General features: G+C 49.6%; 17 protein-coding genes and 1 tRNA gene. 6 read left to right on the plus strand and 12 right to left on the minus strand.

Annotated features, from left to right (window positions below; translation table 11 throughout):
• Positions 1–326 precede the first annotated feature (326 nt).
• Positions 327–2,147, plus strand: coding sequence for a carboxylesterase family protein (locus tag PsAD5_RS01240; protein ID WP_063290775.1), 1,821 nt, complete (start codon positions 327–329; stop codon positions 2,145–2,147).
• Positions 2,148–2,229: 82 nt separating this feature from the next.
• Here PsAD5_RS01240 and PsAD5_RS01245 read toward each other — a convergent pair.
• From PsAD5_RS01245 to PsAD5_RS01255, 3 genes are all read right to left on the minus strand, one after another.
• Positions 2,230–2,306 (minus strand) — tRNA-His (locus PsAD5_RS01245).
• A gap of 231 nt (positions 2,307–2,537) precedes the next feature.
• Complete coding sequence (locus tag PsAD5_RS01250) at positions 2,538–3,041, minus strand: phasin (RefSeq protein ID WP_057464801.1); 504 nt, start codon at positions 3,039–3,041, stop codon at positions 2,538–2,540.
• Between the two features lie 301 nt (positions 3,042–3,342).
• Entirely contained in the window at positions 3,343–3,729 is a 387-nt protein-coding gene (locus tag PsAD5_RS01255; protein WP_063286892.1) for a phasin family protein, read from the minus strand.
• A gap of 564 nt (positions 3,730–4,293) precedes the next feature.
• Between PsAD5_RS01255 and PsAD5_RS01260 the strand changes: the two genes are divergently transcribed.
• The 4 genes from PsAD5_RS01260 to PsAD5_RS01275 all read left to right on the plus strand — a co-directional run bounded on the left by PsAD5_RS01260 (position 4,294) and on the right by PsAD5_RS01275 (position 11,663).
• Complete coding sequence (locus PsAD5_RS01260) at positions 4,294–7,536, plus strand: ATP-binding protein (protein WP_063290776.1); 3,243 nt, start codon at positions 4,294–4,296, stop codon at positions 7,534–7,536.
• Between the two features lie 39 nt (positions 7,537–7,575).
• A complete protein-coding gene (locus tag PsAD5_RS01265; protein ID WP_063290777.1) occupies positions 7,576–8,544 on the plus strand; it encodes a threonine dehydratase in 969 nt (322 codons plus the stop codon).
• A 296-nt stretch (positions 8,545–8,840) separates the two neighbouring features.
• Entirely contained in the window at positions 8,841–9,890 is a 1,050-nt protein-coding gene (locus tag PsAD5_RS01270) for a Fe(3+) ABC transporter substrate-binding protein (RefSeq protein WP_063290778.1), read from the plus strand.
• Between the two features lie 147 nt (positions 9,891–10,037).
• The gene (locus PsAD5_RS01275) at positions 10,038–11,663 is read left to right on the plus strand and encodes an ABC transporter permease (protein WP_063290779.1); all 1,626 of its coding nucleotides are present in this window, start codon (positions 10,038–10,040) and stop codon (positions 11,661–11,663) included.
• Positions 11,664–11,743: 80 nt separating this feature from the next.
• Here the strand turns inward: PsAD5_RS01275 and PsAD5_RS01280 are convergent, their stop codons facing one another.
• From PsAD5_RS01280 to PsAD5_RS01320, 9 genes are all read right to left on the minus strand, one after another.
• The gene (locus PsAD5_RS01280) at positions 11,744–12,370 is read right to left on the minus strand and encodes a LysE family translocator (protein ID WP_063290804.1); all 627 of its coding nucleotides are present in this window, start codon (positions 12,368–12,370) and stop codon (positions 11,744–11,746) included.
• Positions 12,371–12,443: 73 nt separating this feature from the next.
• Entirely contained in the window at positions 12,444–12,821 is a 378-nt protein-coding gene (locus PsAD5_RS01285) for a RidA family protein (RefSeq protein ID WP_063290780.1), read from the minus strand.
• 17 nt (positions 12,822–12,838) lie between these two features.
• Positions 12,839–13,552, minus strand: a complete 714-nt coding sequence (locus PsAD5_RS01290; RefSeq protein WP_208988438.1) for a YrbL family protein — start codon at positions 13,550–13,552, stop codon at positions 12,839–12,841.
• A 71-nt stretch (positions 13,553–13,623) separates the two neighbouring features.
• A complete protein-coding gene (locus PsAD5_RS01295; protein WP_063290781.1) occupies positions 13,624–14,253 on the minus strand; it encodes a CoA transferase subunit B in 630 nt (209 codons plus the stop codon).
• A 15-nt stretch (positions 14,254–14,268) separates the two neighbouring features.
• On the minus strand, positions 14,269–14,964 hold the full coding sequence (locus PsAD5_RS01300; protein WP_063290782.1) for a CoA transferase subunit A: 696 nt from the start codon (positions 14,962–14,964) through the stop codon (positions 14,269–14,271).
• Between the two features lie 302 nt (positions 14,965–15,266).
• Positions 15,267–16,088: an ABC transporter permease gene (locus PsAD5_RS01305; protein WP_063286886.1), complete on the minus strand. Its 822-nt coding sequence runs from the start codon at positions 16,086–16,088 to the stop codon at positions 15,267–15,269.
• Entirely contained in the window at positions 16,088–17,089 is a 1,002-nt protein-coding gene (locus tag PsAD5_RS01310; protein ID WP_063290783.1) for an ABC transporter permease subunit, read from the minus strand. The genes PsAD5_RS01305 and PsAD5_RS01310 overlap by 1 nt, the downstream gene beginning before the upstream one ends.
• A gap of 10 nt (positions 17,090–17,099) precedes the next feature.
• On the minus strand, positions 17,100–18,251 hold the full coding sequence (locus PsAD5_RS01315; RefSeq protein WP_208981692.1) for an ABC transporter ATP-binding protein: 1,152 nt from the start codon (positions 18,249–18,251) through the stop codon (positions 17,100–17,102).
• A gap of 92 nt (positions 18,252–18,343) precedes the next feature.
• A complete protein-coding gene (locus PsAD5_RS01320; RefSeq protein ID WP_063290785.1) occupies positions 18,344–19,435 on the minus strand; it encodes a polyamine ABC transporter substrate-binding protein in 1,092 nt (363 codons plus the stop codon).
• A 720-nt stretch (positions 19,436–20,155) separates the two neighbouring features.
• Here PsAD5_RS01320 and PsAD5_RS01325 point away from each other — a divergent pair.
• Entirely contained in the window at positions 20,156–21,556 is a 1,401-nt protein-coding gene (locus PsAD5_RS01325) for a glutamine synthetase family protein (protein ID WP_063290786.1), read from the plus strand.
• The last annotated feature ends 426 nt before the right edge of the window (positions 21,557–21,982 follow it).

A 21,982-nucleotide genomic window follows, 5' to 3' on the forward strand; every position in this document is an offset into this window, starting at 1 on the left:
CATCGTAATTTTTGAGGGTCAGATGAATCACAATGAATCTGCCCCCTATCGAACATTAACCCTATCAAAAGCCACTGGGCGCCTAATACAAGTGCCCAATGAGACAGTGTCCTTGAATTCCACCGGATTTGTCGCTGAAAACAGCCATTTTTATTGGTTTGTGATGGTAGTCACACAAATCATCACTGAATTAAACAAAGCCTTTTGACACTCAAAAATTTGCCACAATTTCCGCAAGGCAATTTAAAGCATGCTGTTTAACCCCGTTTTTTCCTAAAAGATGAAGACTAAGGGAAGCCCAAAAACAAACAAGAAGGTGGGGTTCCATGAAAACGGTGCTTGTCCTTGCATTCAGCATTCTCAGCATGACGTGGTCATTTGCGCAAAGCCCAAACGCAGATGACCAGCTGCTTTTTGCCCCTGACCAGCCAGCACCGCCTGAGCAGCCCTGCATCACTCTCAGCAACAAGAAAATCCTTTGCGGGAAGGCTGATGATGCTGGAAGCCAACTTCTCAGCGTGTTCAAGGGCGTGCAGTATGGGCAAGCGACGCGGTGGCAACCCTCCAGTGTGTTTGATGAGTATGAGCCCAACGGCTACGAGGCATTGCAATACGGAGCTCGTTGCCCTCAGCCGATCTGGAATCCAAAAGATCAGCTGCGCGGTGAAGAAGACTGCCTTTATATGAATATCTGGGCACCGGCTGATGCTATCAAGAACCTCAGCAAACTGCCTGTCATGGTGTTTTTCCATGGTGGTGGTTTTATGGCTGGAGGAGCAGACAAGGCCTATCACGCTGCCGATAAAGAGATCATCGAGCTTTATTCTGGCAAGTCGTTTGCTGCTGATCAGAACATTGTGCTCGTGACAGTCAACTTTCGCCTTGGCATTCTTGGCACTCTGGCGACTGACGGGATCACCGGACAAGAGCCTTCCAACGGTGGCAATTACGGCTTGCAGGATCAGCAGACTGCACTGAAGTGGGTGCAGAAGCATATTTCATCATTTGGCGGAGATCCTGAGCAGGTCACGATCTTTGGTGTGAGTTCCGGCGCGATGGCTGTTGGCCTGCATATGTTCAGCGCTGATAGCTCTAAGGATCTATTCCGCGCTGGCATCATGCAAAGCAGCGCATCTGCCTATAAGTATCGCAATAAAGAGGAAGGGCGTGACCTCTTCTATTTCTATCTAAAATGCCTGAGAGCTGTCATTCGCAATCCAGACTCAGATGAATGTGCGTTAACAGCACAGCTTGATGATCTGGAAAAAGCGAACACGCGACAAATTCTTCTGGCTCAGGCCTTGCTTCAGGATACGCTCTTCAAAAAAGGCGTGTTCCTGAGTGCCCTGCCTGGCAGCATAGCCTTTTCCCCCATCATCGATGGCAGTTTCCTTAAAGAGCAGCCCAATGTGCAGATGGAAAAGGGTAATGAAAAGCCTCTGATGTTGGGGTTTAACAAGAACGAAGGCGTTCTGTTCGCGAACTTTATTGACGCGACCGGGAAGCTAAACGCCGTAACTTTCAACGGGATTTTGGGTCGGGATTACGAAAACCCGATGCTGATTGTGGGCCGCGCTGGGTATGGCGCACAAACTCCTGCTGCATATGGCTTGCGCCCGAAGACACCGGCCACGGCTCTTTCCAACCTGATTGGGAATTCAGTGCTCACCTGCCCTACTATGTCCGCCAATATCGAGCGGGAAAAGCCGAGCGATAACACGTGGCTCTATTTCTTCGCGCAGACATCTGTCGAGAATATGGAGAAACCGCCAACAAACCCGAAGGTGAATAATGCTTGCGGCCCACACAACCAGTGGAACAACGCCTGTCACGCTTCGGAATTGCCATTCGTATTCAACACTATGCCGCCGGATGCGACACAAGAAGACAAAGACCTTGCTGTGAAGATGAACGCGCTTTGGGCGCAATTTGCAAAGACCCCCACAGAGGGACCATCCAAAGGCTGGAAATTGTGGAGCTGGCCGAAAATCGGCAACCCATCAAACTTCAATGTCCTGCAGGGTGCGAACATCGAGGCAACCTATGAGGATCTCTTTGAGCAATCCGATTGCGCGTTCTGGCTTGGGGAAGTTATTGAAAGGAATGCAAACGCCATTCTTATTCCCAAGCAGATACCTGAGGAATAATCCAGTCTTTTCAAGTAAATAAGGAAAAGAACTGGCGAAGCAGATGATCTCAACTATCTCACTAAGGAGCCTTAAGAAGAGATGGTACAGACGAGTGGATTCGAACCACCGACCTTCGGAGCCACAATCCGACGCTCTAACCAACTGAGCTACGTCTGCTTGCCAGTGGCGCGGAACATAGGTAGAATTTTTAAGGTTGGCAAGTCCCTTGAAACATCAAAATGAAAAAAGTCCACAACACTGATAAAAAATCGCTAGTCACACACTGCAACTAGGTGGTTTCACTCTGTTTTTCAGAGGCTTAAACGCAAAATCCTCCCGCATGAGTTGCAAATTGCTATGCAATCCAATCGGGAGGATATGTACGTTCTCGAAAAAATTTAGCCGGAATTATGCCAGCTTCATGTCTTTCATAGATTTATCGAAAGCTTCTTTTGCAGGCTGAGACATCGTGGTCGCAAGTTTCGTTGCAGTTTCCTGCATCTCTCTCACCTGTTGGCTCATCGCATCATACTGTTTGCGGCTGTAAGAAGACTGAAGCTCGATTGCTTCAGACAAGCTCTTCACACCGAACATGTCGCGAATGTGAGAGAATGCAGCTTCGGAATTGTCTTTCGCTGCATCGACAGCTTTCAGATTGATTTCCATGAAGCTGTCACGTGTCACTTCCATGGTCTCTTCAAGCATTGCAGATGCTTCTTCAGAAGCAGACTTCACTTTGGCATAACCTTCACGCGCTTGATCAACGCTCTTTTCGGTCATTTCCTGGATAAATGCAGGCACTTCCATCTTGTTCATTGCAAACACCTCATTCTCTACAGATTTGGCAGCTTTTGGAGCAGCCTGTTCAGTTTTCTTCTCGGATTTAGCAGTATCAATTTTCGCAGTAGTCATTTGGATTGCTCCTTATCGTCTTGGGAGAAACATAAAGGATCAAGGGGGAGAGAACCGTCTCCCCTTAGGTCAACTTGAGATTAATATAGGAGCTATTTTGTGCATTGCAACATTATTTTGCAGCGCAACAATATCGATTGCGCTTAAGCTGCTGAAACGAAGAAGAAAACTTTTTTATTCTGGTGGTGCAAATCGCGAGTTTGCAGCGTTGGGTTTTAATGGCATACCTCGAACGAGGCGCTGATACGCCTCATTCCGCCGTTGTTTGGGCAGGAATCAGCCCCCTTAAAACCAAGGCTCCTCAGAAGTCTCCTGCTTTTTTTGCTGCATCCTTTACAGCGCGGGAGGCTTTCTCACCCATCTCTCGCATTTGTGCTCCACTTTGCTCCATCTGCTTGTGCAAGTACTCTTGCTGCAAGCCCACAAGCTCTTCCATATCGCGCGCCTGAAACATGCGCTGCGCTAATTCAAAAGCGGAATTCACATTTTGCTCGGCAAATGAAAGGGCCTGACGATGCATATCTGAGGAATCCACATGCATTGTGCTCGATGCATCTTCCATGCTGCTAACCGCATTTTCGGTTGCATCCATGAAATTATCAAAAGCCTTACGTGCCTGATCAATGCTTCGATCAGCAAATTCACGCATTTGATCCGAAACTTCAAAAGGAACTTTTGTATCTGCCATGCTCAAGCCTCCACCATTGTTGATTAAGGTTTCATTCGCATTGTGGAAAGGGCCTATTCCCTCCCCTATTTGCAACTCGTTTACTCTGATGTGGCAATGCTATACTTAACCATAGGGAAAGAAAATAGGAGCTTAGACGAGCACTGCAGTTTACGGTACTTTAAGTATACAGGAATTGTGGGGTGAATAATTGGGCGGCTTGTATCTATTGGAATTGACAGATGCGAAGTTCGGCGCTCATTTGTTAAACTCTAAGCCTTTATCAGGATTTAGCTTTTGAAATTGCCGGTGGGTGGGTTACCATAAATGGCAGGCTCTGGTTTTTCAAAGCTTACAGATAAAGTAGGGTGGGGCTATAATTGGAAAAATGTACCCCTGATAAATTGAGGCAGGTTTCTTTAGTAAGCTTACAGCAAAACCGCTGAAGTCGCTTACATGCCCGTTTCAAACCGGATATCATTTGATAGCACCGCCAATTTTGCGTCTGGGTGCCTGTGAAAGAGAGTAGATTGCGTTTCTCAACCAACCCCTTCTTGGGAAACCTTCAGAGTAGGGACCGAGCTCGTGGCTGACTTTGTCTTCAAACGCCGACAACGGCCGATCCGCTTCACTTGGGAGCTGGACCGAAACGGCTGCTTTCGTAGCTTCTCGAAGGAGTTCGCCGAGCTATTAGGCCCACAGGATGCCGCTTTGATCGGCCTCCCGTTCGATGCTGTCCGCAAAAAGCTGAGGATTGGTAAGGTCCCGGCAATTTCAAAGGCGATCAAAAAACAGCGTGCCGTCAGCGGTGCGACACTGCTTTGGCCTGCCTGTAATTCCAACAAAGTTGTTCCTCTCGATTTATCTGCTCAACCGGTAGAAACAAAATCAGGCGAGTATGATGGCTTGCGCGGATTTGGGGTTATCCGCAGCGTCGATGCAAAGAAATCCGATGAACCTGTTGATCCGCTTACAGTTCTGACCAAGTTGCGTGCCGCGCTAAAAGAGGAAAGCGAAGACACTGAAGCTACCTCTGAACTGGCAAAAACAGAAACTCCTGTCAGTGAGCCTGATGTTGGGCTGACGCTTGAGCACGATCAGCCAGAACGATTTGTGCAGGGAGACGTCGCACCAATCGAAGCACTTTCCGAGACTGAGACACATCAGGTAACGGAAATTGTTGAGACACCACTGGTTGATGGCATTACGGCGCCAGGTTTCTTACAGAGTGAACCTGAGATTCCAGAGTTGATCGTTGATTTCAGCGAGGATGCAGAGGAAGAAGAGCAGGAAGTAGTTGAGAGTGCCGAACATCCTGAGCCGGAAACCTCTCCCGAGGCTGATCCGGTTGAAGAGGTGACAGTCGCGGTGGCTCTTGAGCCTGAAGCAGACGACGCTGCTGATGCTGAAATCAACCTCCCACCAGAACCGGATCTACCTGCGTCAGACACACAGCCAGATGAAAATGGATTGCACTTTCTTCATGACGAAGAAGCAATTGCTGTTGAGGAGAATGAGGGGTTCCTTCAGCTGACGGATGCTGACGTCCTTCGCGATCCGACAGACCCTCTTGAAATTGCAGCTCCTGTTGAGGTCGAAGCGCAACCTGAGGAAGTTTCTGAGCCTGAAATAGTTGACCAGACTGCTCCTGCTTCGGAAGGTCCTGAGCACGTGACGGCTGAAACTGATTTGCAGGCTTTTGAAGAAGATCTTACTGAGGCTGAGGAAGCTCCTCCAGAGACTGCAGAACAGGTGAGCGCTGCTCCATCAGTTCCTGAGCCAACCAGCAAAGACGACTTTGAGCGTGCTATTGCAAACTTGCCAGACGCACCGCAAAAGAAAGTCAGAACTGGTCCACGCAGCCTTGCAGAATTGACCAACAGCATTGTTCGGCTGGTAGATAAGCATCCTGTTCCAAGAGAGAGTGTTGGACTTTCCAAACCAGAGCGAGATGCCTTCGACAAGATTGCGCGGGCATTGGGTGCCGAGAAGAAAGATGAGCAAGCTGCTGTTCCGGCACAAGCTGAAACCGCAAAAACAGTTCCTGCTACACCCGAAGAGACAGCAGCTCTCGCGGTAGCTGAAACTGATGTGGTGGAGACTGAGTTCCACGAAGAACCAAAGCCTGCAACAGCAACGAAAACTGACAACATTATTCCGCTGCCCGCTGAACCTGCGGCACGTGATGAAACCGTTGCAGCTGAGCCAAAGCAGGATAATGTAACCCATGTGGTTCTGCCACGCGTTCCACCAGATATTGAAGAAGCTGCAGAACGCGCTCGCGAAAAGACAGGACGTATTCCTGACAAGCCGATTGTAGCGCCAATCGATCCGCGCCTTCTGGATCGCCTTCCGATTGGGGTCGCCGTTGTTCGCGACCGCGATGTTGTTTATGCAAACGACACTCTGCTTGAGCTGCTTGGTTACGAGCGCTTTGAAGGATTGAATGAAGCAGGAGGCCTTGAGGCAATCTTCGCAGAACCTGAAGAGTGCCCTACTCCAAGCTCTCAAACTGTAGACCGTATCGTACACGTTCGGCTCGCAGAAGGTGGTGTGCTTTCCGTTGATGCGCGTATGCATGCTGTGCCTTGGAATGGTGCGCAAGCGCTCATGATCTCTGTGGTGGAGAAGATACAGGGTGAAGCAGATGCCCCTGCAGCTTCGGCTCACGTTCAGGCTGCAACTGGCTCCGAAACTCAGATCAAACATCTGCACACGCGCATTGAAGAGCTGGAATCCGTTCTCGCAACTGCGACAGACGGCGTGCTGGTGATGGATCAGCGCGGCATCATCCGCAGTGCAAATCACTCTGCTGAAGCCCTGTTTAATGCCGGCGAAGATGACCTTCTAGGTGCTCCATTTACGACATTCCTTGCGGATGAGAGCCACATTGCAGCGCTGGATTATCTGGATGGATTGGTCGCCAATGGCGTTTCCAGTGTGCTCAATGACGGGCGTGAAGTCATTTGCCAAACACTGGACGGCGATATCTTCCCAACCTTCCTAAGCATGGGGCGTGTCAGCCACGCAAACGAGCAACTTTTCTGTGCTGTGTTGCGCGATATAACGCAGTTCAAACGAGCTGAAGAAGAGTTGGTGAGTGCCCGGTACAAGGCGGAGAAAGCCAACACTCACAAGTCTGAGTATCTGACTAAAATCAGCCATGAAATCCGCACGCCGCTCAATGCGGTGATCGGGTTCTCAGAAGTGATGCAGGAAGAGCGCTTTGGTGAGCTTGGGAATGTGCGTTACAAAGAGTACGCCCGCGATATCCATCGCTCCTGCTCCCATATGCTGACGCTGATCAACGACCTGCTTGATCTAGCCAGGATTGAAGCTGGCAAGATGGATCTGGCGTTTGAAGCTGTTTCTGCGGCCGATGTAATCAATGAGTGCGTGGCACTGCTGCAGCCTCAGGCGAATGATCAACGCGTTATTATTCGTGCCAGTACACCTCTGTCTGTTCCTAAGATTGTGGCGGATCCGAAAACACTGCGCCAGATCACATTGAACCTGCTATCCAACGCCATCAAGTTCAACCGATCCGGCGGTCAGGTAATCATCTCGCTTGTGCTTGATCCGAGTGGTGAAGTGCACTTGCGCGTTCGGGATACTGGCCACGGCATGTCGAAGGCTGATCTGGAAGCTGCGCTTCAACCGTTCCGCCGCCTTAATGCCTCTTCTTCAACAGAAGGGTCTGGTCTTGGTCTTCCATTAACCAAAGCCCTTGTGGAAGCGAACCGTGCTTCGTTTTCAATAAATTCTGAAGAGGATGAAGGTACGCTGGCTGAAGTCACTTTCCCACCTCAGCGAGTTCTCGCCGAATAACGCGCTCCTGTGGTGGCCTGACCATCGCAGGAGATTCGCATGCTCACACTGGCTGCTTTGGAAGATGCTTCGCAAGAACTGCGGCGCCATATGGCCCCGACAGCGCTTTACAGCTGGCCCTTGCTCAATGACGCCTTGGGCTGCGAGGTCTTCATCAAGCACGAGAACCATGCGCCCACCGGATCGTTTAAGGCCCGGTGCGCTTTGCTTTATCTCCTACGCCAATCACAACGGCATGTCAGCTCTACAAGCTTTGTTGCCGCCACACGCGGTAACTTTGGACTGGGCATGGCGTGGGCAGCCAAAATGCTGCACCAGCGCGCAGCGATTGTTGTTCCTCAAGGCACTTCCAAAGAAACGACAGCGGCTATCCAAAGCTACGGCGCATTTTTGATTGAGCACGGCAAAGACTTTGAGGAGGCCCATACATTCGCCTGCCAGATGGCCGAGGATTCTAAGCAGGTGCTCTCCCCCGGCTTTGATTATGATCTTGTTCTTGGAGCCGCGACTTACGCGCTTGAGATCTTCCGTGCGATTAAGGATCTGGATGCCATCTATGTGCCTGTTGGTTTAGGCACTGGCATATGCGGACTAATTTCTGTGCGTGACCTCTTTGGCCTGAAGACGAAGATCATCGGCGTGGTCGCGGAAAAGGCGGACGGGTGCGCACGCTCTATTGAAGCTGGTGAATATACACTCACGTCGTCAGCCAATACCTTTGCTGAAGGGATTTGTGTGCGAGGGCCTGCCCGGGAAGCTTTTGCCTTAATCAGATCAGGCGCTGAGCGCATTATTCGTGTCAGCGAGGATGAGATTGCAGAAGCAATCCGCCTGCTCTATCGCACAACACACAATGCGTGCGAAGGTGCCGCTGCTGCTGGTCTGGCAGGTCTTTCAAAAGAGCGTGCCAACCTGCAAGACAAAAAAGCTTCTTTCATCCTCTGCGGGCAAAACATGAACCGCATCTGGATGGCACGAGTGCTGCAAGGAGACACTCCGACTCCTTAAAATTGGAATCGTTTCTGCGTATGAACGCCGGTACTGCACTCTCCCCAGACCCGTTTGTTTTCAACAACTCTGAGTTTTTCAGTAAACTTTTCCTTGAGGCTGACATGAGCCGCAATTGAAAATCATTCGCAATTGCAGATGGATAGCACCTTAAAAGCTGAATTTTACAGTTTAGAATAGTTCTATCTCATTGTTTTCACGAAGTTTATTAGTTGACAGAGAAAGTCAAGTTTCCGATATAACGGCAAATGACAAGCGTTTGCAGACGCGTACAAGATCACTCAGGAGATGTTCCGATGAAGTCGTTGTTTAAGGGAATTGGGCTAACAGCAGCTGGTTTTGCACTTGGTACAACCGGTATGGTCGCATCAGCTCAGGCAGAAGGCGAAGTGAATATCTATTCTTACCGCCAGCCAGAATTGATCAAACCACTTCTCGATGCATTCACTGCTGAGACCGGCGTCAAAGCAAACGTTGTTTTCGCTAAGAAAGGTCTTGGTGAGCGTATGAAGGCTGAGGGCAAGAACTCTCCAGCTGACGTTCTTCTTTCTGTAGACATTGGCCGTTTGCAGGGTGCTAAAGACCTCGGTGTAACCCAGCCAGTCGTTAGCGACGTCATCAATGGCAACATTCCAGCAAACTTGCGCGACTCTGAAGGCCACTGGTTCGGTCTGACAACTCGCGCCCGTGTCATCTATGCTTCCAAAGATCGTGTTGCTCAAGACAGCATCACCTATGAAGAGCTTGCTGATCCTAAATGGAAAGGCCGCCTTTGCACCCGCTCTGGTCAACACGTTTATTCCATCGGTCTGATTGCTTCCATGATTGCTCACAAGGGTGAAGCTGAGACACAGAAGTGGCTGGAGGCTGTTCGTGACAACCTGGCTCGTAAGCCAACAGGCAATGACCGTGCACAGGTTAAGTCCATCTTCGCTGGCGAATGCGACATCTCATTGGGCAACACCTATTACATGGGCAAAATGCAAACCAACGAGAAAGATCCTGAACAGAAGGATTGGGCAGCGTCAGTTCGCATTCTCTTCCCGAACACCGAAGGTCGTGGCACTCACGTGAACATCTCCGGCATGGTTCTGGCGAAAAATGCTCCGAACAAAGACAACGCTGTAAAGCTGATGGAATTCCTCGCTTCTGATGAAGCGCAGGCTATCTATGCTGCACAGAACTTCGAGTATCCAGTAGAGCCAGGCATCGCACCATCTGAACTGGTTGCCTCCTGGGGTTCCTTCAAAGCTGATGAAGTTTCTCTCAACGAGATTGCTGCTCAACGCGCAAAAGCGAGTGAGCTAGTTGATATCGTTGGCTTTGATAACGGTCCATCCAGCTAAGTTCCAACAGGTAAATTGAGTTGAAGCCATTCCATGACATCCAGACACGGACATAGTGGATCGCCACAATACAGAACCGCCGCCCCCTCTTCTCGAGGGGAGCGGCTTCTTGCGTTTGGGACCTACTTTCTAACCGGCCTCGTTGTGATGCCGGTTCTTGCAATTGTTATTATGGCTATGGGCTCTTCGGGCAATCTATGGCCACACCTTGTCTCAACAATTCTACCGCGTTCGATTGCCACCACATTCCAGCTGATGGTCGGTGTTGGTGTGATCGTGTTTGTTGTCGGGGTCAGCACAGCATGGTTAGTCACCATGTGCCGTTTTCCCGGGCGGCGCTGGTTTGATCTGGCGCTGCTGTTGCCCTTTGCAGTCCCGACCTACATTATCGCGTTTTCATATGTTGAACTGCTGGATTACACTGGTCCGGTGCAAGGACTGATACGCGATATCTTTGGTTTCAAGACCTCTCGTGACTACTGGTTCCCTGAGATCCGTTCTCTTGGCGGCGCCATGTTTGTTATGGGGTTTGTGCTCTACCCTTATGTTTATCTGAGTGCACGCGCCTCGTTCCTTATTCAATCAGCTTGCGCATTGGATGTGTCCCGTACCCTCGGCGCAGGCCCATTTCGCTTGTTCTGGAAGGTCGCATTGCCGCTGGCTCGACCTGCTATTGTGGTTGGTGTAACCCTTGCTCTGATGGAGTGTCTGAACGACATTGGTGCAGTGTCCTTTTTCGGTGTGCAAACGCTTACATTCTCTGTTTATGACACATGGCTCAATCGCTCTAATCTGACGGGCGCAGCTCAGATCGCAACAATCATGCTGGTGTTTGTGCTGGCGCTGATGTTCATTGAATATTATGGCCGCCGTAAACAGCGTTTTCATCAGACAACGGGTACTTATCGTGCTTTGCCGAGCTACGAGCTGAAGGGCTGGCGTGGCTGGGTTGCTGTGGCTGTCTGTGCGCTGCCTATCATTCTGGGCTTTGTCTTTCCGTCATTGTTGCTCCTGAGCCGTGCAAGTCGCCGTGTGGAAGATCTGTTTGAACCAGCCCTTTGGGCTGCTGCTGGCAACACTCTTTGGCTGGCTGCTGTGGCCGCTGCTGTTTCTATCGGCATCAGCCTGACCCTTGCCTATCGCCGCCGCCTGTTCCCAAGCAGAGTAACAACGACACTGGGCCGGGTAGCTTCGATTGGTTACGCTGTACCTGGCACCATTCTGGCCGTAGGCATTCTGTTCCCAGTTGCAGCATTGGACAACATGATCTCAGAGGGTTCTGAAGCCTTGCTCGGGTTTGGTACTGGCTTGCTTCTGATTGGATCAGGTACAGCGCTCATCTACGCTTATGTCGTCCGTTTTCTGGCTATGTCATACGGACAGATAGATGGCGGATTTGGCAAGATTACCCCGCACTATGATATGGCGTCTCGTAGCCTGGGACAGACTGCATGGGGCACCCTTGGCCGCGTTCACATGCCGTTGATGAAGCCAGTCATTCTCTCCGCGACACTGCTTTCCTTTGTGGAATGCATGAAAGAGCTACCTGCAACGCTGCTTCTGCGCCCGTTTAATTTCGAGACACTCGCAACAACGGTTTACAACGCCGCTTCTCGTGAAGCCTTTGAAGATGCTGCTCTGCCAGCCCTGTGTATCGTGTTGGTGGGCATCATTCCGGTTATTATGCTGGCAAAGACAAGTGCCGATACGTTCCGCGAGAAACGCGGCAATAAGCGCTTTTCCAGAGGCACCTCAATGGTGCCTGCCGAATAAGAACAGAAAGAATTTGCAATAAAAAAGCCGCTGGAAATGTTCAGCGGCTTTTTTGGTATCCAATGCATCTGTATCCGATGTTATCTGGTTGCAGCTGCCAGTCTCAGCGCCATTCCGACAAAGACGACAGAGGCAATCCGGTTCATAACTTTCTGAGCAGTTATAGACTTGCTCAAACGATCGCCGATGGCACCTGCTGCGAAGGCGACTGAACCAAAGACCAGAATTGCAGAGAGCATAAATACCGCCCCCAATTGCAAGAACTGCGGCATAACAGGACCGTAGGCAGGGTCAACAAATTGCGGAAAGAACGAAAGGAAGAAGATCGCAACCTTCGGATTGGTGATGTTCATGATTACACCGCGACGGTACAAAGGAATCAAAGCAGAATGATCGACCTTATTTTGCTGCACCGGCTCAGGCTTCGCTCTGAAGGCTCCCCACGCGAGATAAAGCAGATACCCGACACCAAGCACCTTGACGAAGGTAAACGCCAACTCGGACGCCTGAAAAATCACGGATACACCGAGCGCCACAGCCGTCGTGTGAAAAATCAAGCCGGTGCAAAGACCAAGCGTCACCGCGATACCCGCCATACGACCACACACTGCAGACTGCGTCAGCACGAAAATATTATCAGGGCCTGGTGCCAATGCCAGCAAAACAGTGACAGTGAAAAAACCAGCCAGTACGTCTATTGGGATCACATAGTGCTCCATCCGTTCAGAAAACTGAAGCGAACAATGCCTCAACTTCCCGACCAGAGCAAGTTTCTTAGCTTTATGTGAGCGCTAATGTCGCCTCAATTTCAATCTTGAGATCAGGATGGAAGAGCTTTTGAACTTCTACGAGTGAACTCGCTGGACGGTGGTCACCATAAACATCAGCCAGAACTGAGCGCAGTTCTCCTAAAGCTAACAAATCAGTAACAAAGATCGTCATCTTAATAAGATTGGTAAGGCTAACGCCTTCTTCTTCAGCAATTGCGGAAATTTGAGAGATAATCTCTCTCGCCTGTAGATCTGTTACCTGCGCCTGAGCCTCGGTTGCAAAAGTAGTCAGGCCCGAAATATGCAGTGCTCCCTGATGAGCCTCAGCATGTACATATGGACCAACTGCCTCAGGAACACAGAGATAGTTTGTTCGTTGAAGTGGGATCTTGAGAGTTCCAAAATCTACGAACTTGCGTCGGCTTCGTCCTTGACACCTTTGTTCTTAAAGAACAAAGGGCCAGGCTTCCAAGAATAATTCTTACGGCGATTATTGTAGAATTGCAGAAGCCGATTTTCCGGATAGATGTATTTGCTAAAGAAGTAATAAATCATCTTGAGCTGAATAAACAGCTTGATGCCGTCAAACCACTGCTTCTTATTATGCCCAACACCATCAATCAGAATGAGCTTGAGATCTCCGTTTGATCGTTTCTGAACACAAATGTTCCATGGGCGAATGTCCTGACATAATACAGCATCTCGCACCAAAGCCCGTAGAAAGATCCTCAAAGCCTTTTTAAAGCGATCAGTTTGAATAAATGATTGATCTTCCTGCAGTATCTTCATCAATATTTGAGAGGGGTGCTCTGTATTTTCGTCAGTAATCAGATCGAAGGTTGCACCAAAGCCAAGACTCGTCTCAACTCTACCTCTGTAATTCGAAATAGCTGAGAATTCCTTCTGCTCTCTCTGATTCATCAATTTCTCAAAGAGGCGAGCTTCAGCCAATGTAGACCCTGCAGCTGGTCCTTTGGAATTGCGATCGACCTTGATACAAATCTTCGAATTCTCTGGGTGCTGATAGATATTGCGGATCCCGCCAGACGCAATCAACAGCTCTTCATTTAGAGTGATCACAGAACAAATACCTTCGTTGAGAAGGAAAGTATTTAACAATTATTCTCATTACATACAAATAAAAAGAGAGGACAAATTGCCCTCTCTTGTCTTGTCAGAGTGAAGTTTGGTTACTCTACCAAATTCGCTTCAGTTTTCTCTTTGATCTCTTCCAGAGTAACACCCTCAGCCATTTCTGCGACCTTCAGGCCGCCGTCGACTACGTCGAAGACGCCGAGGTTGGTGATGATGCGGTCGACGCATTTTACACCGGTGAGCGGTAGGGCGCACTTATGGAGGAGTTTTTTGTCGCCGCGTTTGTTGGTGTGATCCATAATGACCACAACGCGTTTAACGCCTGCCACCAGATCCATTGCACCGCCCATGCCCTTGACCATTTTGCCAGGGATCATCCAGTTGGCGAGATCACCCTCTTCGGAGACTTCCATCGCACCGAGGATGGAGAGGTCAATGTGACCGCCACGGATCATCGCAAAGCTGTCTGCAGAAGAGAAATAGCTGGTACGGTCCAGTTCAGTGATGGTCTGCTTACCTGCATTGATCAGATCTGCATCGACTTCATCTTCAGTCGGGAACGGGCCCATGCCCAGCATGCCATTTTCTGACTGCAGAGCTACATTCATTCCGTCTGGAATGTAGTTTGCTACCAGTGTCGGGATGCCAATGCCGAGGTTAACGTAGAAACCATCTTGCAGTTCTTTTGCCGCACGGGCGGCCATTTCGTCACGATTCCAAGCCATGATTACTGCCCTCCCTTAAGCTTCGCGTGTAGTGCGCTGCTCGATGCGCTTTTCAAATGTGCCAACAACGATGCGGTCAACGAAGATACCCGGAGTATGGATCTGATCCGCATCCAGCTCACCGATCTCGACAAGCTCTTCAACTTCTACGACAGTGGTCTTGCCAGCTGTTGCCATGACCGGATTGAAGTTGCGCGCTGTCTTACGGAAGATCAGGTTGCCTTCTTTGTCAGCTTTCCATGCACTCACGAGAGCTACGTCTGAAACCAAACCGGTTTCCATGATGTAGGTTTCACCGTTGAAGTCTTTGTGCTCTTTACCTTCAGCGATCAGGGTGCCAACACCAGTTTTGGTGTAAAAACCCGGGATGCCTGCGCCGCCTGCACGGATGCGTTCAGCAAGAGTACCTTGAGGGTTGAATTCCAGCTCAAGATCACCATCCAGATACTGACGCTCGAAAGTTGCGTTTTCGCCAACGTAAGACGACACCATCTTCTTGATCTGGCGCGTCTGCAACAGCAGGCCCAGACCGAAGTCATCAACGCCTGCGTTGTTAGATATGGCGGTCAGGTCATTCGCACCAGAATCTCGCAGCGCAATAATCAGGTTTTCAGGAATGCCACAGAGACCAAACCCACCTGCCATGACGGTCATGCCATCAAAGGTAAGTCCTTCCAGAGCAGCGGCAGCACTTGGATAAACTTTATTCATTATAAACTCCCAATACATGAGTTGGTAGAACTCACGCTTCTCATTCTCCAGAACGCAAGCAATACCGCCTTTTCATGCTGGCAATGGGACCTGACCCTCCATCCGGATCAGCATCCTGCCGTTCCCTCCTAGGGAAAATAGGTATAGCGACAGCAATGTTGATAGCTGTGTTTTATGTCCTCGCCAAGTGCTCTTTGTACAGAGAGCGACTATTTATTGAGGTGAAAACCACAAAGCTGGGAGGAATGGGTGTTTGCGGTGCACAATTTTTTAGAATGTAACACTCAGACCCATGAAAATTCTTAAAGATGAGCTGCTGCGAGTCGCTCTTCTTCCATGCGTTTGAACCTCTGCCTTTTGGTGAGGAGAGATGCCAAGATGACGCCAATCGTCACGATAACGACCAGTATCGTGCAAATAGCATTGATTTCTGGCGTCACACCCAATCTCACCTGAGAATAAATCTTCATAGGCAAAGTGGTTGATCCGGGTCCGGAATTAAAGCTCGCGATCACCAAGTCATCCAGTGACAATGTGAATGCCAGCATCCAACCTGCGAGCACTCCTGGCAGGATCTGAGGGAGGGTGATGCGGAAGAATGTTCTGACAGGAGGACAGCCCAGATCCATTGCAGCCTCCTCTAAGGAGCGGTCAAATCCAGAAAGGCGGGATTGCACAACGATCGCCACGTAGCACATGGAGAATGTGGTGTGGGCAATCATGATTGTCCAGAAACCGCGATTTTGATCAATAGCCACGAACAGAAGCAGCAATGACAACCCGAGGATGACTTCTGGCATCACAAGTGGTGCATAGATCATCCCCGAGAACAAAGTCCGTCCGAAGAAGCGTCCTTGCCGGGCTAAGACCAGCGCAGCCAATGTGCCAAGAACCGTTGCCAGAGTTGCAGATGTGAGACCGATACGGAATGTGACCCAAGCAGCTTCCAACAGCTGTTCGTTTTGCAGCAAGGATGCATACCACTTGGTGGAGAAGCCGGCCCAAACCGTGACCAATCGAGATTCATTGAATGAAAAAACAATCAGAATGACGATGGGCAAGTAGAGGAAGCTGAACCCCAAAACCAGTGATGTGAGATTAAACCAACTCGGTTTTGACGGCATTACAAGTCCCCTTCGTTGCGTCGGGTCTCGTGCCGCTGAAACAGCAAGATTGGAATCACAAGCAATACCAGAAGAACAATTGCCACCGCGGACGCAACTGGCCAGTCCCTGTTGGAGAAGAACTCAACCCACAAGGTTTTCCCGATCATCAGTGTTGATGAGCCTCCCAACAGGTCGGGAATGACGAACTCTCCTACGGCTGGAATGAAGACGAGGAAACACCCTGCAATCACGCCGGGCATGGCAAGAGGGACTGTTACCCGCCAGAAGGTCTTCCAGGGTGGACAACCCAGATCCTCTGCAGCTTCTATCAGGGTCGTGTCCAGTTTTTCCAAAGATGAATAGAGCGGGAGGACCATGAAAGGCAGGTAAGAATAGATAATGCCAATGTAGACGGCGATGCTGGTGTTGAGGATAACCAGAGGCTCATTAATGACACCGATCGTGATTAGTGCCTGATTGAGCAGACCATCAGTTTTCAAGATGCCGATCCACGCATAGACCCGGATCAGAAAACTGGTCCAAAACGGCAGGATGACCATCATAACCAGCGTTGGTTGCCAGCTTCTTGGTGCCCTTGCCATGCCGTAAGCAAGTGGGAAACCAACGAGCAAGGTCAGTAATGTGGATATGAAAGCTATTTGCAGGCTAGAGACATAGGCGCGCCAGTAGAGATCATCCTCTGTTAGCCAGATGTAATTATCTAGCGACCAGCGCTGCGCAGCTTCCCAAAGTCCAAGCAGCCCCCTTCCCCAATCGATTACCGGCAAGTAAGGCGGAATTGAAACGGCTGCTTCAGACAACGAGATCTTTGCAACAATCACAAACGGAACAAGGAAGAAGAGCAGCAGCCAGACGTATGGCACACAGATGAGTGCGAAGCGGCCCCATTTTCCGGTTGGATTGGTCGGTGAGTTCTCCGGTGCCTGAAGTTCATGACGTGGTGGTGGGATCGTTTCTGATCTCATGAGGTCGGTTGATGAGAGGTTAGGGTCAGTCATTTGGCACCTCTCATCGTGTCAAGATCACGCCGGCATCGCTGTCCCATGACAGCCAGACCTGATCTTCCCAAGTGATCGGTCTTTCAACCAGCCGTGCTGTATTGGCAACAATCGCCCGCAGCGTCTCTGTCTCAGCCACTTTGATATGATAGATGGACACGTCGCCCATGTAGGCGATATCCCAGACTTCTCCTTGTATGGCATTGGTACCCAAGCGTTCTGGTTTATCAAAGGAGATACGCATCTTTTCCGGACGGATGGCTAGAGCAGCATGATCGCCCACGTTTGCAGAGGTTGGATAGCAAACATCCAAATGGCTACCCAGAACAGATGAGAACATCTTGACGTCCTCAAGTTCCTTATTGGTGATTTGCCCGTCCAGAACGTTGATGTCACCAACGAATTCCGCCACAAATCGGGAATTGGGTTGCTCGTAGATTTCTCCCGGTGTCGCATTTTGAAGGATCTTGCCCTTATCCATAACCGAGATGCGATCTGCCACGGTCATCGCTTCTTCCTGATCATGGGTCACGATCAGGAACGTCATCCGCAGCTGTTCTTGCAGATTGATCAATTCCAGCTGGGTTTCTTCACGAAGCTTCTTATCGAGCGCAGCAAGAGGTTCATCGAGGAGGAGTACTTTGGGGCGTTTGGCGAGGGATCTCGCGAGTGCAACGCGTTGGCGCTGACCACCGGACAACTGGTGCGGCTTGCGTTTGGCAAATCCTTCCAGCTTGACCAGACTAAGCATCTCCATGACCCTGCTTTTGATCTCTTTGGAAGGCAGGCCGTCCATTTCCAAGCCAAAGGCGATGTTCTTTTCGACGTTCATGTGCGGGAAGAGCGCGTAGGACTGGAACATCATATTGACCGGGCGCTTATATGGCGGCACGTTGGCGAGGTCTCGCCCTTCCAGAAAGATTTGACCTTCAGATGGGGCCTCAAACCCTGCAAGCATTCTCATCAAAGTGGTTTTACCGCACCCAGACCCGCCCAACAGGGCATGGAACTCACGCTTGTAGATTTTGAGAGAAAGGTTATCAACGGCAACAAAATTGCCAAAACGCTTGATGATATTCCGAAATTCAATAAAAGGCTGCTCGCTCGGGTCGTCCCAAGGTGAAAATGCACGACGTACGGGGCCAAGCGGTTTTTTCGCCAATACTCCAATCCTTTTCAGCGGCCTGCGTGGTCAATCGTTCAAGGTAGGGTTGCGTGTTACTGAGCAACCCTACATTCGCAGGCCCGTAGTTTTTAGTGACCGGTTTTGACAGTTGTGAAGGTGCGGTTCATCAGGCGCTGTGCTTTAAGCGGCTTGGCTCCGATGGTGTAAAGGCGCTGCTTCACCTCATCTGTCGGGTAGATGTTCGGATTTGAAGTCACTTCTTCATCCACCAGAACTGTCGCATCTTTGTTGCCGTTGGCGTAGTAGACATAATCCGACATTTTCGCGATCACTTCCGGGCGCATCAGGTAGTTGATGAATTCGTGTGCTTCTTCAACGTGCTCTGCATCAGCGGGAACTGCGATCTGGTCAAACCACATCTGTGCGCCTTCATTCGGCAGGATGTAGGTGACTTCAACGCCCTTATCAGTCTCTGCAGCACGGTCCGCTGCCTGCAATACATCACCAGACCAGCCGTAAGCCAAGCAGATATCGCCGTTGGCAAGGCCGTTTACGAATTCAGAATTGTGAAATTTACGAATGTAAGGGCGGATTGTTTCCAGAAGTTCGCCAGCCGCTCGAATGTCTTTCGGGCTGTTGGAGTCGGGATTGAGACCGAGATAATGCAGCGCAGCCGGGAACATTTCATCCGGCTCGTCCATCACATATACACCACATCCCGCGATTTTTGAGAGCTCTTCAACGTCAAACAATAAATCCCAACTGCCAATTGGAGCATCTGGATTGAGTGCACGCACCTTTTCCTCGTTTACCCCATAGCCAGAGGTGCCCCACATATAGTTGACGGAGAACTCATTGCCTGGATCGAACACTTCAGTACGCTCTTGCAGAAGTGGATCCATGTGCTTGAGATTTGGAAGTTTGTCCTTGTCGAGCTTCTGATAGACGCCCGCCTGTATCTGGCGCTGAAGGAAGGTGGCACTTGGGACAACAACGTCATAACCAGTCTTGCCAGTCAGCAGTTTTGTTTCCAAAACCTCATTGGAATCAAAGGTATCGTAGTTCACAGTGATACCGGTCTCGTTCTCGAAGTCTTTGAGAACCTGCGCATCAACGTAGTCGGACCAATTGTAGACATTTACAATACGATCCTTAGCATTGGCGGCAGACAAAGAGAGAGCCAGCGCTACTGCTCCCGATAGCAAAATTACGGTTTTCATTCTCAAATACTCCAATCTCAAACACAGGGGCTCAAAGCACCTTGGCGAAGCGAGCCTCTGCATATAGCCGCCATGGTATATCCTTCTGGTGGCAGATTAATTTCGGCCTACATTCCAACCCAATATTTTACAGGAATGCCGTAGGTTCGTTGGGTGTCTCAGGCACCCAGCTCTCAGGTCCTCTCAACAGTATCAGGGTTTTTAGTGTGCAGCCTTAACCCATGTCCAGAAGCTGTTGGCTAGAATCAAAGGTTTTATTGAGAACAATGATTCCGACTTTAATCTCAGAAGCACTAGAAACTTCTTCTTCACTGCCGTCTGGTCAACGGTCCGCTATCTGAAGTGTCTTCAACTGTACTGGGAACCTGAAAGAAGCCACAGAGTGTCATCAGACATTGTTGGCTCTTATTCATCATCCAAAATTCAAGAAAACAACCAGTTCTCAATGCTGTAGGCTGGCTTAGATGACCACATTATCACCTTAAGTAAGCATTGTAATTTTGTTAGAATGAGGCGTAATTACACACTCGGAACGATTAAAGAGAAGGTACAATTAAACTTCCACAAAACAACATAGTTTCCGACTTGAGCAGACCTCTGCTAGACTACTACCCCAACCAGAAGCAAGCTGGATCTTATAGCAGCCGCAAAGAGCTGAATTACTTTTCATGAGTGAAACGCTGCCACGAACATTTGGTAGCAAACCCAATTGGAAGTCCTATGAGTTCTGAAATTAATCCGGATGATGAAGCGGCGCTTAATATGCGCGGTGTGAGCGACCTTGAAGAAGCCCGCACCTGGCTGCAAGCCCGGAACATTGGAGATATTGAGTGTGTTGTACCTGACGTTGCCGGGGTACCACGCGGCAAGATGATGCCGACAAACAAGTTTTTCAGCAGCAACACGCTGACAATGCCCTCCTCTATTTTCGCCCAGACTATTTCTGGCGATTACCCTGAGGATGATGATCGGTTTCAATATAATCCGACGGATGGCGATCTTTATTTCAAGCCCGATTATTCAACGCTGACCATTGTGCCTTGGGAGACTGACCCGACAGCTCAGCTCCTGCATGATGCTTTCACCAAGGATGGGAAGCCCTTCCCGATTGCTCCGCGTAATGTCCTAAAGCGCGTTCTTGAGCTTTATGATGCTGAGGGCTGGCAACCAATTATCGCCCCTGAGGTGGAATTTTATCTGGTTAAGCCCAATACCGATCCCGATTATCCGCTGGAGCCTCCAGTTGGTCGTTCTGGTCGCCCTGAAGTTGGCAGGCAGTCTTATTCAATCTCCGCTCTTAATGAGTTCGACGAGTTGATTGACGACATCTATGATCTTTCTGAGGCTCAGGGACTGGAAATCGACACCCTTATTCATGAAGAGGGTGCTGCTCAGATGGAAATCAACTTGAGACACGGCCACCCTCTGGAGCTGGCGGATCAGGCGTTTATGTTCAAACGCACCATTCGCGAGGCCGCGTTGCGCCATAACATTTACGCCACCTTCATGGCCAAGGCGATGTCCTCTCAGCCAGGGTCATCTATGCATATTCATCAGTCTATCCTTGACCGGGAGACAGGACAGAACATCTTCAACAGTGCAGAGAACGAGGCAACGCCTGCCTTCTATCATTTTATTGGTGGGCATCAGCGTTACATGCCCGCTTTAATGCCGATTATGGCACCTTATGTGAACTCCTACCGCCGTTTCGCGCGGGATAGTGGATCTCCAACCAACCTGTTCTGGGGCTACGACAACCGCACTGTGGGGCTTCGTGTTCCCAGTTCGTCTCCGGATGCGCGACGGTTAGAAAACCGGGTGCCGGGGTCTGATGCCAATCCGTATCTCGTTATCGCTTCCAGCCTTGCCGCCGGATACCTGGGTATCAAGAAAAGGATTGAGCCTGATAAGCCGAGAGACACCGACAACAGTGAGGTGATGAGCAAACTCCCGCGTACATTGCTTCATGCCGTTGATGAGTTTGAAGCAGACGATGATTTGCTGGAGATTTTCGGCGAACAGTTTGTTGCCACATATCGAGCCATCAAACTTGAAGAGTACGAGACCTTTATGTCCGTTATCAGCGCCTGGGAACGAGAATACCTGCTGATGAACGTCTGATTCTCACTGGATGGGGTGTGACTTTCACGCGAAACTGTGGATACCACACCCATTAGTTGAGTGGATGATGTCCAGCAATTTTAACTTTCATAATATTTACTAGAGCCAGTCACAGCATAGTTCCCAAGAGATACTTCCAGGGAACTTAATTTAAACCGATTTATATTTCGAATTTAACTAATTACAAATACATATGCGGATCGAATTTTCGTCAAAACATCACAAAAATGTGAGATTATACGAAATTATACTTACATATTTTTGAATTCACTGGGTATTTAATTTCAGAATTCCTAGTCTATCATGCAATTTTTGATTTTATTTAATTTTATCACAACTTTATGTCTAATTTTAAATACATTTCAAATGTTGTTTATTACAAACCATATTCGAGGCTATTGATGGCGGTTAATAGGTTGCAAACGC

This window comes from Pseudovibrio sp. Ad5, assembly GCF_001623095.1.
GTDB lineage: Bacteria > Pseudomonadota > Alphaproteobacteria > Rhizobiales > Stappiaceae > Pseudovibrio.

Coding starts and splice junctions, on each gene's coding strand:
- PsAD5_RS01240 (WP_063290775.1), top strand. CDS start 327: ATGAAAACGGTGCTTGTCCTTGCATTCAGCATTCTCAGCATGACGTGG.
- PsAD5_RS01250 (WP_057464801.1), bottom strand. CDS start 3,041: ATGACTACTGCGAAAATTGATACTGCTAAATCCGAGAAGAAAACTGAA.
- PsAD5_RS01255 (WP_063286892.1), bottom strand. CDS start 3,729: ATGGCAGATACAAAAGTTCCTTTTGAAGTTTCGGATCAAATGCGTGAA.
- PsAD5_RS01265 (WP_063290777.1), top strand. CDS start 7,576: ATGCTCACACTGGCTGCTTTGGAAGATGCTTCGCAAGAACTGCGGCGC.
- PsAD5_RS01270 (WP_063290778.1), top strand. CDS start 8,841: ATGAAGTCGTTGTTTAAGGGAATTGGGCTAACAGCAGCTGGTTTTGCA.
- PsAD5_RS01275 (WP_063290779.1), top strand. CDS start 10,038: ATGCCGGTTCTTGCAATTGTTATTATGGCTATGGGCTCTTCGGGCAAT.
- PsAD5_RS01295 (WP_063290781.1), bottom strand. CDS start 14,253: ATGGCTTGGAATCGTGACGAAATGGCCGCCCGTGCGGCAAAAGAACTG.
- PsAD5_RS01300 (WP_063290782.1), bottom strand. CDS start 14,964: ATGAATAAAGTTTATCCAAGTGCTGCCGCTGCTCTGGAAGGACTTACC.
- PsAD5_RS01305 (WP_063286886.1), bottom strand. CDS start 16,088: ATGCCGTCAAAACCGAGTTGGTTTAATCTCACATCACTGGTTTTGGGG.
- PsAD5_RS01310 (WP_063290783.1), bottom strand. CDS start 17,089: ATGACTGACCCTAACCTCTCATCAACCGACCTCATGAGATCAGAAACG.
- PsAD5_RS01320 (WP_063290785.1), bottom strand. CDS start 19,435: ATGAAAACCGTAATTTTGCTATCGGGAGCAGTAGCGCTGGCTCTCTCT.
- PsAD5_RS01325 (WP_063290786.1), top strand. CDS start 20,156: ATGAGTTCTGAAATTAATCCGGATGATGAAGCGGCGCTTAATATGCGC.